Source organism: Alcanivorax sp. (assembly GCF_019431375.1).
Classification (GTDB): domain Bacteria; phylum Pseudomonadota; class Gammaproteobacteria; order Pseudomonadales; family Alcanivoracaceae; genus Alcanivorax; species Alcanivorax jadensis_A.
In genome coordinates, this window is record NZ_CP080267.1 from 3149010 (window position 1) to 3162595 (window position 13586).

Genomic DNA, 13586 nt, shown 5'->3' on the forward strand with positions numbered 1-13586 from the left:
TCAGAGTGCGCTGGCTGGTACCAACGGAATATTCACCCGTGACGGCATGGCCGGAGTGCTATAAATGGTCATGGCGCCGAGCAGGCTGGTGAGCAGATCCGGGATCGGGCTCAGGCCGTGGGGCAGGTCGCTGCTGCCCACACTGATACGCAGTCTTTCCCCGGCCTTGATCAGGGCGCTGGTGGGGAACACTTCCACATCGGCCCGGAACGGTTGCAGGGGAGTGATAGTCTTTTGCGACGCTTCGGTGAACGGGTGCCAGGGCTGAACCAGTTTGCCGTTCATAAAGCGCGACTTGCTGGCATAGAAGGCACTCAGGGAAGCCATCTGAATCCCGTGAGTGAGCGGCCGGGCAATGCCGTTGTCGCCTACTACACTGACGCGTACGGTGACGTTGGTATCCAGGGCGGTGGTGGAAGCCCAAATCTGCCCGGTGATCGGCCCGTTGATGGCCATGTCCTGTTCCAGCGGTTCGCTGGTGTACACCGCTTCCAGCATATTGACCACATTGTCCTGGCTGGCGCAGGGGGGCAGGATCATGCCCAGCACGCCGGCGGTCCACTGGCTGGCACTGGCAGAGCAGAGACCGTTCACTGGCGTTTGCAGCAGGCTGGTCTGCTTGTTGCTGGTGGGAGCCTCTCCGCTGATCTTGCCAAATAACGGCAGACCGAGCTGGCCGTGCAGGTAGAAAGTTTCCGCGTTGGCCTGGGGGTGAGGCCAGTCGGCGGCGGTGACATAGCGTTCAGCACCGGTGTAGTACTGAGTTACCGGCGGGTAGGACGGGGCGCCGGTGTCGATATCTTTCAGGTAATGGTCGAACCAGGCCAGTCGCAGGCTGTCCAGGTCCGGCACGCCATCCGCGGGCAGGCCGGCACCGGATGAGCCGTCCAGGTGCTGCCAGGGACCGATCAGCAGTTTGGCGGTGGTGTGGTCCTTGAGCCCTTCATAAATCAGCGGCTCGCCCCGCTGGAAAATATCGTTGAGACCGCCAACCACAAAGGTGGGCGCGCTGATCTTGTCGATTTGCTCGAGCGGGGAACGAATACGCCAGAACTCGGTGTCGAAGCGGTTCTCGTCGCCAATCAGGGCCCCGGCAATCACCGGCGCCTGGAAATCCACCAGTGCGCCTTGCAGGTGCTGGAGCAGGGTGGTGAGGCTATAGGCGGGATCGCCATTCTCGAAGCCCGCCGAGGTGGGGATGACGCCAAGGCCCGTGACCAACGCCATCCACAACGGGATAAAGCCGGCATTCACCTGGCCTCCGGAGAACACGATATCCCGGTAGGCATCGCCCATGGGCACCACGGCAAAAATCGCCTGCACGGCCGGATCTTCCTGGGCGCCGGTGAGCAGGCCGGTGATACCCATGTAGGAGGGGCCGTTCATGCCGATACGACCGTTACTCCAGGGCTGTGTCTTGATGTGCTCCACCAGTTCAGCCATGTCGTCCTGGTCCACTTGGCTGAAGGCCTGCCAGCTGCCCTCCGAGGCGCCGGTGCCGCGCATATCCACACTGATGTAGGCATAGCCGTGTTTCACCAGATCCAGGTCAGCGATCAGGCTGCCGGACAGGAACTGATTGTAGCCGGTGAAGGTGGCGATCACCGGGAAGGGGCCGTCGATGGCGTTGCCATTGGCATCTGCCGGCAGGGTCACGGTGGCCGCCAGGCGAATGCCGTCGCGCATGGTGATCAGCTGCTGGGGAAGATTGACGGTGTTCGAGTATTCCTCATCGCGCTGGTAGGGTTCGCCCCAGCGCAGATTAACGGGCGTGCTGGCGTCATCGCCATGACTGTCCTCGTCATTGCCGGTGTTGCCAGTGGGGCTGTCCACATTGGTGGAGGGGGTGCTGGGCGAGGCGCTGTTACCCCCGCCCCCGCAGCCGCTGAAAGACAGAGTGGTGCAGAGCAGCATGGCCAGCACGCCAGGGGCCCGGTGAGAAGAGAAACACAGCATGGTTCTATCCTGATTTTGTTATACATGTTTTCGCTTATGAGGATAGAAGCCGGCTGCCTCCCGATCTGTTGGTACCAATGTGCAAGATAGTGAAAGAACCCGCTGGTTTCGTTTCCGAGTGTAAGAGAAAGGCCGGGCCCGGCTGGCCGTGGCCAGACCTGTCAGGGATCCAGGCGAAGCAGCGCCCCGTTGTCACTGTCCGTGAGCAGGTACAGGTAGCCGTCCGGGCCCTGGCGTACATCGCGAATGCGGTTGCTCTCGTCGGCCAGCATGCGCACTTCGGAAACCGGTTTGCGCCCATCGAAAGCGACCTTGTTCAGGTGTGTCAGCTTTAGCGCACCATGTACGGTATGCCCCTGCCAGTCCGGGTAGCGGTCGCTGGTAATGAAGGCCATGCCTGACGGCGCGATGGAGGGGGTCCAGTGCAGTAGCGGCTGGGCGTAGCCAGCCTTCTCGGTCTCGCCGATGGCAGGGCCGTAGTATTCGCGGCCATAGGTAATCACTGGCCAGCCGTAGTTGACGCCGGGTTCCACCGCGTTGATTTCGTCTCCGCCGCGGGGACCGTGCTCGTTGAGCCAGGGCGTGCCGCTCTGCGGATGCAGGGCCAGCCCCTGGGGATTGCGGTGACCCCAGCTCCAGATGGCCGCTGCCTTGCCAGGCTGGTTGGCCAGCGGATTGTCATCGGGGATGCGGCCATCGTCGTGCAGGCGCAGCACGCTACCGGCCGGGTTTGCGGTGTCCTGGGCGCGGTCGCGCTCACCCCGGTCGCCCACGGTGACAAACAGGTAGCCGTCGTTATCAAACAGGATGCGCCCGCCAAAATGTTTGGCGGTGTTGGTGCAGGCTTTTTCCGCCACATAGATATCGCGAAAGTCTTTCAGGGCGCCATCCCGGTAAGTGCCGTAGCCCACCGCCGTGGTGCCGCCATTGTCACCACAGGGTTTGGCATAGCTCAGGTAAAGGCGCTGGTTGTCGGCAAAATCCGGGTGCGGCATTACATCGAACAGCCCGCCCTGGCCACTGGCCACCACCTCTGGTACCCCGCTGACCGGGTCTTCCTGCAGGCTGCCATTCACCAGCCGGCGCAGAGTGCCGCGCCGTTCTGTGATCAGCCATTCGTCAGCGGACAGAAATGCCAGAGACCAGGGGTGGTTCAGGCCATCGGTGATTTGCTCGGTCTTAACCCTGTCATTGCTTTGCGGGGTCAGGGTGGCGGCGTTGTCGGCACAGGCGCACAGGCTCAGGGCCGTGAGGGTGACGGTGATCAGTGATCGCATGAGGAGCTCCCTTGTTCGGACTGGCTTGAGCATGCCATGCCCGGCGTGAAGGGTGAACCATCGTCACTAACGCTGGCGTTTTCGATTCATCGCCCAGGCCAGAGCAACAGGAACCAGAAATACCACAAAGAAAATAGGCAGTTCGGCCATAAAGGAATAACCGGCATGGACAATGCCCACGGTCATGTTGATGGCCGAGGCGATAAACCAGAGCAGGGCGAAGACGGCGAGCAGATGGTGTTGCAGCCAGGGGATGGAGCGGCCGATTAGCGCCAGTAGGGCGAACAGCAAAAGACCACCGAGAATGACGATAAGCGTATGCATGTGCGGCTCCCAGTGAGATGGGCGGCAGGCACGGTACGTGCCTGCCTGTTGGCGCTAACGGGTAGTGTAACCGCCGTTGGCAAAGATTGTCTGGCCGGTGATCCACCAACCCTCCGTGGCCAGGAATTTGATGATGGGGGCGATGTCCTCGATTTTGGTCAGGTCCCCGTTCATGGCCTGGGACTTGTGGAAGGCCACCCGTTCCGGGGTTTCCTGGCCGTAGAAGAAGGGCGTGTCCATGGGGCCGGGGGCCACGGCGGAAACCGAGATGCCGCGACCTCCGAATTCCTTGGCGGCTGCACGGGTGAAGTGCTCTACCGGTGATTTGCCGCCGGCATAGGTGGAATAGCCATCGGTAAAGGCGGCCAGCAGAGAGGTGAGCACGGTGACGATCTTGCCGTTGTCGTTAAGGTTTTTGCCCGCTTCCTTGATGAAGAAGTAGGCGGATTTGGCATTGATATCGAACATGGAGTCGTATTCATCTTCACTGGTTTCCACGATCGGTTTGCGCAACACCTTGCCCACGGTATTGATGGCGATATCGATGCCGCCGAACTTTTCTTTGGCTTCCTGGAAAAGCGCTTCCACATTGGCAGGCCGGGTCAGGTCGCCCTGGGTCATGTAAGCATCGCCACCCAGGTCTTTCACCGCCTTGACCGTGTCTTGCGCATCGGCGCGGGTGGCATCGCTGTTGTAGTGCACCACCACTTTGGCGCCTTCGCGGCCGACTTCCCGGCTCAACAGGCCGCCCAGGTTCTTGGCGCCGCCGGCAATCAGTACCGCCTTGTCCTTGAATCCGTAGTCCGTCATCAGTCTTGCTCCTGGTTGTTTGTGGTGGAGCTATTGTCGGCAGGCTTCGCAGGGGCATAAACCGGTGTAAGCTGACAGCACCTGTCGAAAATAACGAACAATGAGAAGCCATGGATCGTCTTGAAAGAATGCATATCTTCGTCCGGGTGGTGGATTGCCTGAGCTTTACCAAGGCCGCTGAAAGCCTGGAGATACCCCGTTCCACGGTGTCCACAGCGATCAAGGAATTGGAAGCAGAGATGGGCGCGCGTCTGCTGAATCGCACCACCCGGGCTATCAAGGTGACCGAAGAGGGCCGCTTCCTCTACCGGAAAAGCCAGTCATTGTTGCAGGATTATGAACAGTTGGCAGGGGCGTTTGCCGTCAACGATAGTCGCCCTCAAGGCAAGCTGCGCATCAATGTGCCCGGGCGCCTGGGGCGCCGTGTGCTGGCACCGGCATTGCCGGATTTCCTGGATCGTTATCCGGATATCGATATCCAGATGGGTGTTACCGACCGGGCGGTGGATCTGGTGAGCGAAGGCGTGGATTGTGTGATTCGGGTGGGGGAGCTGGCAGACAGCAATCTGATTGCCCGGCCACTGGGAAGCTTGCCGCTGTGCAACTGTGCCAGCCCGGCTTATCTGGCCCGTTATGGTCGACCCGACACGGTAAAGGATCTGTCATCCCATCGCATCGTGGCGTTTGCGTCGTCCATGACTGGCAGGGTGGAAAGCTGGGAATACCGGCAGGGAGACCGGCTGGACAGCCTGGCGCTCCCCGCCCGTGTCACGGTGAATACGGCGGAGGGGATGATTGCCTGTGCCTTGGCGGGGCTGGGGATGATCCAGGTGCCGCACTACGATGTGCGTCATCATCTGGATTCCGGCCGCCTGGTCAGCGTGCTGCCGGACACCGTGCCGCCCCCCATGCCCATCACCCTTCTGTATCCGCACCGCGAACATATGACTCGGCGTCTGGAGGCCTTTATTGATTGGGTCATACCTGTGCTGGAAGACAAGGTGCTGGGCATGGCGCAGTGAGGCTGGTGGCAGCCGGTTATTCCGGGTGGGTCTGGAAGCCCACGCTGAAGCGATTCCACATGTTGATGGTGCCGATCACATAGGTCAGGTCGGTGCGCTCCTTTTCGGTGAAGTGCTGGGCCAGGGCTTGATAGGCGGCATCGCCGTCGCCGCCCTGGCTCAGCCGGGTCAGGTATTCGGTCCAGCCCAGGGCGGCTTGTTCCCGCTCGCTAAACCAGTCGGTATCCCGCCAGCCGGCCAGGGTATCCAGATGTTCGTTGCTGACGCCATTCTTGCGGGCCTGGGCCGAGTGCATGTGCATGCAAAAGGCGCAGCCGTTGATCTGTGAGGCGCGCAGTTCGACCAGATTGATCAGCCGGGCTTCCAGTCCGGTGGCCTCAATCACGGCCTGGCTGCTGAACATGGCTTTCATGGTATCCGGTGAGGCGGTGTAGTAATTGAAGCGGGCTTTCATCGGGATGGTTTCCTCTCTGTCTGTTGGAAATCAGGCTTTCAATCTATCCTCGTATGGTTTAGAAAAAAGAACCAATTTGGCAGATTTCAGGAGACCAATTTGCAGTTGCACCTGACGCTGTTGGGAGAAGGCCCCCTGCGTACACGCTTGTACCGGGATTTGCGTGCTGCGCTGCTGGATGGCCGTCTGCAGCGGGGTGAGCGTCTGCCGCCCAGTCGCACCTTGGCTGGTGAGTTGGGGATTTCTCGGCAACTGGTGGTGGAAGCCTATGAACGGTTGATCGCGGAAGGTTTTCTGGTCTCGAGGCCGGGAAGTGGCACTTTTGTGGAGCGCCTGCCGCCGGGGCGTGAGAGTGCGGTGGCGCCGGTGGGGGTACGGCCCGGTGCGCACTGGCCGGTACGACCGCTATGGGGAGATATGCAAGCCCGTCGCTACAACTTCGCCGGTGGGGTTACCGAGCGGTCGCAACTGCCCTGGCAGGCCTGGCGCCGTTGCATGCAGCAGGCCATGCGCGATGAACAGGGGGAATCCCGTCTGTACGGTGATCCCCAGGGCGATTCCCGTCTGCGTCGCGGGTTGGCGGATTACCTGGGATTCAGTCGCGGCCTGCCCTGTGACAGTGAGCAATTACTGATTACCCAGGGCGCCCAGCAGGGGCTGGACCTGCTGGCCCGGGTGCGGCTTGCCCCCGGTGAGTTAGTGGCCCTGGAAGAGCCGGGTTATCCCCCGGCCCGTTCCGTGTTCGAGGCCGCCGGCGCCCGGCTGGTCTCGGTACCGGTGGACCAGGAAGGCATCTGCGTGGATCGGATTCCAAATGATGCCCGCCTGGTTTATGTGACGCCTTCCCATCAGTTTCCCTTGGGTATGCCCATGAGCCTGCCGCGGCGCCTGGCGTTGCTGGATCTGGCCCGGCAGCGGGATATGCTGATCGTGGAAGACGATTACGACGGCGAGTACCGGTTCGCCGGACGTCCGCTGGAAGCGCTAAAGCGGTTGGACCAGCATCAGCAGGTGGCGTACCTGGGGACCTTTTCCAAGGTGCTGCATGCCTCCTTCCGGATGGGCTATATGGTGATGCCGGACGGGTTGCACGATGCCCTGCTACAGGCCAAGTTCCTGTCCGATGCCTACAGCAATGCCCTGACCCAGCGTGCCCTGGGGCACCTGATCGAACAGGGCGATTTCGCCCGCCACCTGCGCCGCATGCAGCGCCGCTATGCCACGCGGCGCAGTCGGTTGCTGTCGGCCCTGGAGGGGGTGTCGGACTTTCAGGTGTTGCCGCAGATGGCGGGTCTGCATATGGCGGTGGGTATCCCCGCCGACCCGGCAAGCATGAACGCTGCGCTGGAACGGGAGCAGGTGACGGCCACGCCACTGGCGGAACTCTATGCGCAACTGCCGCCAATGAACGGCGTGCTGCTAGGGTTCGGGGCTCTGGCGGATGACACTATTGAAGAGGGGGTGAGCGCCCTGGCCAGGGCGGTGTTGGATTAGCCTGTCAGGGCAACTGGCAATCTCTGCGGTAGGAGCGTCGCTGGCGGCGCGATACTCCAGGCAGTGGGCGAGTCGCGAGAAGCGAGTTTCGAAAATCAAAATCAAGGGGCGGGGAAAGCCAGCTTTTCGCTTCTCGCTCCTCGTATCTCGCAACTGATTTGCCGCGCCTTCAGCGACGCTCCGATCGCCGAATTAAGGCAGAATACCGATACGAGTAAGCACTTCCTTGCCCGGGAAACCATCGGCTACCAGATCGTTGGCCTGCTGGTAACGGGCAATGGCCTTGCGGGTGCCCGGGCCCATCAGGCCATCTTCCTTGCCGGCATCATGACCCTGTTCGTTGAGGATGCGCTGCAGGCGGGTGACCTGTTCCCGATCCAGCCGTGGCGCCTGCGGCGGTGCCTGTGACAGGGGGCCGGCGCCGGCAATGCGGTCGGCCAGTCGGCCTACGGCGATGGCGTAGGACTCGGAACGGTTCCAGCCCATGATTACCCGGAAATTGTGATAGGCCAGAAAGGCGGGGCCCTGATGGCCGGCGGGCACGATCACCGCCGCCTCCATGTCCGCTGACGGCAGGGGGCTGCCATTGGGCAGGGTCAGACCCAGCTCGGCCCAGTCGGCGAGGGAACGTTTGTTGCCGAAGCCGGTGAGCTGGTAGTCGAAGCCTTTGGGCAGGTGGACTTCCCGGCCCCAGCGTTCTTCCCGTTCCCAACCCAGTGCTTGCAGGAAGTGGGCGCCGGAGCCCAGAGCGTCTTCGGTGCTGCCCCACAGGTCCCGGCGACCATCGCCGTCGTGGTCCTGAGCGTGTTTCAGAAACACCGCCGGCATAAATTGAGTCTGCCCCATGGCGCCGGCCCAGGAACCTTTCATCTGTGAGATTTCCACATCACCGGCCTGCAGAATGCGCAGGGCATTGAACAGTTCGCCCTGAAAATAATCACCGCGCCGGCCTTCGCAGGTCAGCGTGGCCAAGGCGTCGAGGGTGGGGATGTTGCCCAGGTAGCCGCCGTAGTTGGTTTCCAGTCCCCAGAAGGCCACCAGGTAGTGACCGGGGATGCCGTATTCCCGAGTCAGGGTGTCGAGTAGTGGGCGGTGACTGCGGTATTTTTCGCGGCCTTTTTCAATCCGTTGCTCGCTGACGCGCCGGTTGAAATAGTCGGCAAAACTGCTGGTGAATTCCGGTTGGCTGCGATCCAGTTCCACCACTTTTTCATTCAGTTTCACATCGCCAAGATGCTGGCTGATGACCTGGGCAGGCAGCCCGGCTTCCAGTCCTGCCTGGCGCAATTTGCTGATGCACATGGCAAAGCTTTCCTGATCCAGAGCCAGGGCAGGATGGCTGAAAAACAGGAACAGGGAAATCACTAAAAAACGGGTGGCCATGGGGACTCCGAAACCGTGGCAGGGACATCAATGACAGGCAGTTTACGACGGCCCCGCCAGGGTTTCATTGGGAGAATTGCAAAATTGCCGGATCGTTCAGGGTGTTTCCTGCGGCGCTTCCCAGTGAATGGTAACGGTTTGTTTTCCCCACTCTCGAGCTTCGGCCCGGTCTGCCATCAAGATGTCGATTTTATCGGTCCAGCGCTTGTTCATCTTGTCGAGCACTACATAGGTGCCCAGGCCTTCCACTTCCACTTCTGTGCGATGGGTGAGTCCTTTGGGGATGAGATCGCGGGAAACGGCAATGGCTTTCATGCCTGGTTCCAGCTGATCGCCCCAGGCGGCAAGCCCCACATTGCCTTTCTTGGTTTCCGCTTCGGACAGAGTGTACGCCGTGGCGGTGACTTCCTGGCTGACAGTGTTGTCACTGCAGGCAGATAGAAACAGCACAGGCAGAGTGAGGCTGATTACTGAAAATGCGGTTTTTAATGTCATGAGATCCCCTTCGTAGAATGACACTTTACCGTGTCAATTCAGCCGTGAAGGGGACATGAATCTAGGCGGGCGTTTCGTGAATTTCCCGGCGCACCCGTACGGCGGTGGAGCGGGCACGGATAACCCGGCCCCGGGCTTCACTGTGAGCGCGGCTGAAGGCGGCACCGAGCAGCAAGATCATGGAGGAGTAGTACACCCACATGAGCAGTATCACCAGCGAACCGGCGGCGCCATAGGTGGAGGCGGTTGCCGTGTGTGACAGGTAAAAGCCAATCAGGGCACGGCCAATGGCAAACAGTATGGCGGTGATCAGAGCGGCTGGGGCCACGTCTTTCCAGCTCAGTACCACGTCGGGAAGCAGGCGAAAGATCATGCCGAATAGCAGGGCGATGACGATGATGGAGACCAGCACTTCCAGACCCAGGGCCACGCTGGCATGGAAGGGAATCCAGTTTTCCGCGTAGACCAACAGGGTTTGCACGGCCACGTTGAGCAGCAGTGACACCAGTAATACAAAACCCAGTGAAACCACCACGGTCAATGACAGCAGGCGACTCTTGATAAGGGCCACCAGGGTATTGCGTGAAGGGCGTGGCACCACTTCCCAGATCGCATTCATGGAACGCTGCATCTGTGCGAATACGGTGGTGGCGCCGATGATCATCACTGCCAGGCTGAGCAGCCCGGCCAGAATCCCTTTACTGGGGGCGCGGGTGTTCATGATGGCATTGCGGATTTCTTCGGTGGCGGCGGGGCCGACGGTGGCTTCCAGCTGGCCGAGAATTTCCGCCATGGCCGCTTCGCTGCTCATTACCAGGGAAATCACTTTCACCGCGAGGATGATGACAGGGGCAATGGAAAACAGAGTAAAGAACGCCAACGATCCGGCATAGCTGGCGGCATTACCATCCAGCCACAGGCGTACGGTGTTTTTGACGATAGCGAACCAGTAGAGAAAGGTATCTTTCATCGTGGCCTGTCATCAGCGAATGTTCAGGCAGTGTAGCGGGGGGGAGTTGCAAGTTGAAAGTTTAAAGTTGCAAAGCGCGGGGATGTGGCGTTGCCAAACGGGCTGCCCGGGTGCTCCGCGCTGGAAAGCAGGAGGAAGTTATGCCGCCGAGAGGTGCAGCGCGGGCAAGGCGGTTCCGTTTACGGATTACCTTGCCCGCGCTTTGCAACTTTTGACTTGAAACTTGCAACTGATATCAATGCAGCTTCAATCTTGGCCGCACCAGCTTGTTGAAGCGGCCGGCGATCAGCAGCATGATCGTGCGCGGCCAGCCGTACAGGGCAGCCTGGTGCATGCGGTACAGGCTGATGTACATCATCCTTGCCAGCCAGCCTTCCACGAAGAAGTTACCGCCTTTCAGGTTGCCCATCAGCATGCCCACGGAGCTGTAGTTGGACAGGGACACCAGCGAGCCATGGTCCTTGTACTGGAACGGGCGTGGGTCCCGTTTCATGATCAACTGCTGCAGGCTGCGGGCGGTGTGCTGGGCCATCTGCTGGGCGGACTGGGCCCGTGGCGGGATGGGGCGCTCTTCTCCTTCCGGGATCAGGAACGCCGCATCGCCGATGATGAAGATATTCTTGTGGCCCTTGGCCTGCAGGGTTGGCTCCACTTCCACCTGATTGATGCGATTGGTGGTCAGGCCTTCAATCTGGCCCAGCCAGTCCGGGCACTTCACCCCGGCAGCCCACACCAGCAGGTCGGCCTTGATGGGATCGCCTTCCTTGGGTACCAGGGCCTCCGGTGTGGCTTCGGCCACCATGACACCGGTGCGCACCTTCACGCCCAAATCTTCCAGCCGCTTGGTGGCGGTGGCGGAGACTCGTTCGCTGAGTACCGGAAGGATGCGCGGTGCTGCTTCTATCACATCCACCTGCAGGTGTTTGCGGTCCAGTTTTTCGTGGCCGTAGAAGTTGAGCATGGACACGGCATGGTGCAGTTCCGCGGCCAGCTCCACGCCGGTGGCGCCGCCACCGACAATGGCCACGGATACCGGCTTGCCTTCGTAGTTGGCGTGCAGGCAGGCATTCAGGAAGCGTTCGCGAAAGCGTTCAGCCTGGGCGCGACTGTCCATGAACAGGCAGTTTTCCCGGACTCCGGGAGTACCGAAGTCATTGCTCTGGCTACCGGTGGCAAGCACCAGGTAATCGTAGGACAGTTGCCGCTCCGGCAGCACTTCCGAGCCGTGGTTGTCATGGAGCGGTGCCAGCGTCAGGGTTTGCGCCGTCACGTTCACCTGGGTCATGGTGCCAGGCTCAAAGCGGTAATGGTTCAGCTGGGCGTGGGCGCGGTAGTCCACCGCATCCAGATCCGCGTCGATGGCGCCGGTGGCCACTTCATGAAAGCGCGGCTTCCACACATGAATGCTGGAGGAATCCACCAGGGTTACGTCCGCGTGGCCGTATTTGCCGAGCTTGCGACCCAGGCGGGTCACCAGAGGCAGACCGCCGGCACCACCGCCGACGACAACAATTCTGGGTTTGCTCATTGGGGCTCCTGTTGGGCTAACCCGCATGGGTTGCCAGTCAATCATATCCACCTTGACGGTGAACAGGTCCGGGTTAAAGGAGCCTCTGAATAACGCTTGGCGTATTCAGAGGCTCATCAATGAGGCAGAGCCCTTGTGGGGCAAGGAGCGATGACGGCTGTCATCATTCCGGAGGTGCAGTCTAGCCTTTGTGGTAAACAAGTCCAGACCAGGTGTTTCCTTTTTGCCTTCCCGGGCGGGCGGGTCTGCTCGCCGGGCGGCAATGAAAAAGCCCGCCGGTGGCGGGCTTTTTCGGTGATCCTTGCGGATCAGGCCTTGGGGCCGGCCGCGCGGATCTCTTCGGACACGTCCGCGTACTTCTCGGCAAAGTTCTTTTCGAACTGCTCTGCCAGGTCGCGGGCACGGGCCTCGTAGTTTTCCGGGTTGGCCCAGGTGTTCTTGGGTTGCAGCAGTTTGCTGTCCACGCCGGGAACGTTCTTGGGCACGTCCAGGTTGATGATGTCCAGGTGCTCGGTTTCCGCATTGTCCAGATCGCCGGACAGGATTGCGTTCACCACGCCACGGGTGGTGGGAATGCTGAAACGCTCGCCTTCACCGTAGGGGCCACCGGTCCAGCCAGTGTTTACCAGGTAAACGGTGGAACCGAATTCTTCCATGCGTTTGATCAGCAGCTCGGCGTACTCACCGGCACGACGGGGGAAGAACGGGGCGCCGAAGCAGGTGGAGAAGGTGCTCTTGATGCCACCACCGGAGCCCATTTCGGTGGAGCCTACCAGAGCGGTGTAGCCGCTCAGGAAGTGGTAGGCCGCCGCTTCCTTGGACAGCTTGGACACCGGAGGCAGGACGCCGGTCAGGTCGCAGGTCAGGAAGATGATGTGCTTGGGTTCGCCGGCACGGTTGGCTTCGACCTTCTTGTCGATGTTTTCCAGCGGGTAGGCGGCACGGGTGTTCTGGGTCAGGGAGACATCGGCGTAGTCGGCGGTGCGGGTTTCGTCATTGATGATGACGTTTTCCAGTACCGCGCCGAACTTGATGGCGTCCCAGATCACCGGCTCGTTCTTCTGGCTCAGGTCGATGCACTTGGCATAGCAGCCGCCTTCAATATTGAAGACCACGTCCTTGCCCCAGCCGTGCTCGTCATCACCGATCAGGTAGCGGGCCGGATCGGCAGACAGGGTGGTTTTTCCGGTGCCGGACAGACCGAAGAACAGGGCCACGTCGCCGTCTTCGCCCACGTTGGCGGAGCAGTGCATGGGCAGCACGTCTTTTTCCGGCAGCAGGAAGTTCTGCACGGAGAACATGGCTTTCTTCATTTCACCGGCGTAGCGCATGCCGGCGATGAGGATCTTGCGCTGGGCGAAGTTGAGGATCACGCAGCCGTCGGAGTTGGTGCCGTCACGCTCCGGCTCGCACTGGAAGTGCGGGGCGTGCAGGATCTGCCACTCTTCCTTGTTGCGCGGATTGTACTTCTCCGGGCGGATGAACATGGTGTTGGCGAACAGGTTGTGCCACGCGGTCTGCGCGGTCACTTTCACGGCCAGGTAATGATCGGTGTCTGCGCCCACGTGCAGGTGGGAAACAAAGGCATCAGCGTCGGCAACGGCAACGCTGACACGATCCCACAGGGCATCGAACTTGTCGGCGGGGAAGGCACGGTTGATGGCGCCCCAGTGGATGTGCTCGCTGGTGCTGGGCTCGTCAACGATGTAGCGGTCCATGGGGGAGCGGCCGGTACGATGACCGGTTTCCACTACCAGGGCGCCGGTGTCGGACAGGCGGCCTTCGTTGCGCTGAACTGCCAGCTCTACCAACTGGGCCGGGCTGAGGTCGTTATAAACAATCGGGTCGGTCATGGTCATTCCTGGGCTTGTGG

12 protein-coding genes are annotated in these 13586 nt (G+C 60.9%); 2 read left to right on the forward strand and 10 right to left on the reverse strand.

The annotated features are described in order from the left end of the window. The 4 genes from KZ772_RS14780 to KZ772_RS14795 all read right to left on the reverse strand — a co-directional run bounded on the left by KZ772_RS14780 (window position 1) and on the right by KZ772_RS14795 (window position 4367). Window positions 1–1956 carry a CocE/NonD family hydrolase gene (locus tag KZ772_RS14780; protein WP_290537280.1) on the reverse strand — a complete coding sequence of 652 codons (1956 nt, stop codon included), beginning with the start codon at window positions 1954–1956 and terminating at the stop codon, window positions 1–3. A 161-nt stretch (window positions 1957–2117) separates the two neighbouring features. Beyond that, window positions 2118–3233, reverse strand: a complete 1116-nt coding sequence (locus KZ772_RS14785; protein ID WP_290537281.1) for a PQQ-dependent sugar dehydrogenase — start codon at window positions 3231–3233, stop codon at window positions 2118–2120. A gap of 66 nt (window positions 3234–3299) precedes the next feature. Further along, window positions 3300–3557 carry a hypothetical protein gene (locus tag KZ772_RS14790; protein WP_290537282.1) on the reverse strand — a complete coding sequence of 86 codons (258 nt, stop codon included), beginning with the start codon at window positions 3555–3557 and terminating at the stop codon, window positions 3300–3302. Between the two features lie 54 nt (window positions 3558–3611). Then, window positions 3612–4367 carry an SDR family oxidoreductase gene (locus KZ772_RS14795; RefSeq protein ID WP_290537283.1) on the reverse strand — a complete coding sequence of 252 codons (756 nt, stop codon included), beginning with the start codon at window positions 4365–4367 and terminating at the stop codon, window positions 3612–3614. A 110-nt stretch (window positions 4368–4477) separates the two neighbouring features. On the opposite strand from KZ772_RS14795, the gene KZ772_RS14800 reads away from it, so the two are divergent. Further along, window positions 4478–5389 (forward strand): LysR family transcriptional regulator, encoded by a 912-nt coding sequence (locus KZ772_RS14800; protein ID WP_290537284.1) that lies wholly within the window; start codon window positions 4478–4480, stop codon window positions 5387–5389. A 16-nt stretch (window positions 5390–5405) separates the two neighbouring features. Here KZ772_RS14800 and KZ772_RS14805 read toward each other — a convergent pair whose 3' ends face one another. Beyond that, window positions 5406–5843, reverse strand: coding sequence for a carboxymuconolactone decarboxylase family protein (locus KZ772_RS14805; RefSeq protein WP_290537285.1), 438 nt, complete (start codon window positions 5841–5843; stop codon window positions 5406–5408). A gap of 99 nt (window positions 5844–5942) precedes the next feature. Here KZ772_RS14805 and KZ772_RS14810 point away from each other — a divergent pair, with 99 nt between their 5' ends. Beyond that, on the forward strand, window positions 5943–7337 hold the full coding sequence (locus KZ772_RS14810; RefSeq protein WP_290537286.1) for a PLP-dependent aminotransferase family protein: 1395 nt from the start codon (window positions 5943–5945) through the stop codon (window positions 7335–7337). Between the two features lie 192 nt (window positions 7338–7529). Here KZ772_RS14810 and KZ772_RS14815 read toward each other — a convergent pair whose 3' ends face one another. The 5 genes from KZ772_RS14815 to KZ772_RS14835 form a co-directional block, all read right to left on the reverse strand. Beyond that, entirely contained in the window at window positions 7530–8720 is a 1191-nt protein-coding gene (locus KZ772_RS14815) for a lytic murein transglycosylase (protein ID WP_290537287.1), read from the reverse strand. 96 nt (window positions 8721–8816) lie between these two features. Next, a complete protein-coding gene (locus tag KZ772_RS14820) occupies window positions 8817–9215 on the reverse strand; it encodes a 3D domain-containing protein (RefSeq protein ID WP_290537288.1) in 399 nt (132 codons plus the stop codon). A 61-nt stretch (window positions 9216–9276) separates the two neighbouring features. After that, window positions 9277–10185, reverse strand: a complete 909-nt coding sequence (locus tag KZ772_RS14825) for a YihY/virulence factor BrkB family protein (protein WP_290537289.1) — start codon at window positions 10183–10185, stop codon at window positions 9277–9279. A gap of 235 nt (window positions 10186–10420) precedes the next feature. Further along, window positions 10421–11713: an NAD(P)/FAD-dependent oxidoreductase gene (locus KZ772_RS14830; RefSeq protein WP_290537290.1), complete on the reverse strand. Its 1293-nt coding sequence runs from the start codon at window positions 11711–11713 to the stop codon at window positions 10421–10423. A 308-nt stretch (window positions 11714–12021) separates the two neighbouring features. Then, window positions 12022–13566: a phosphoenolpyruvate carboxykinase gene (locus KZ772_RS14835; protein WP_290537291.1), complete on the reverse strand. Its 1545-nt coding sequence runs from the start codon at window positions 13564–13566 to the stop codon at window positions 12022–12024. Window positions 13567–13586: the final 20 nt, after the last annotated feature.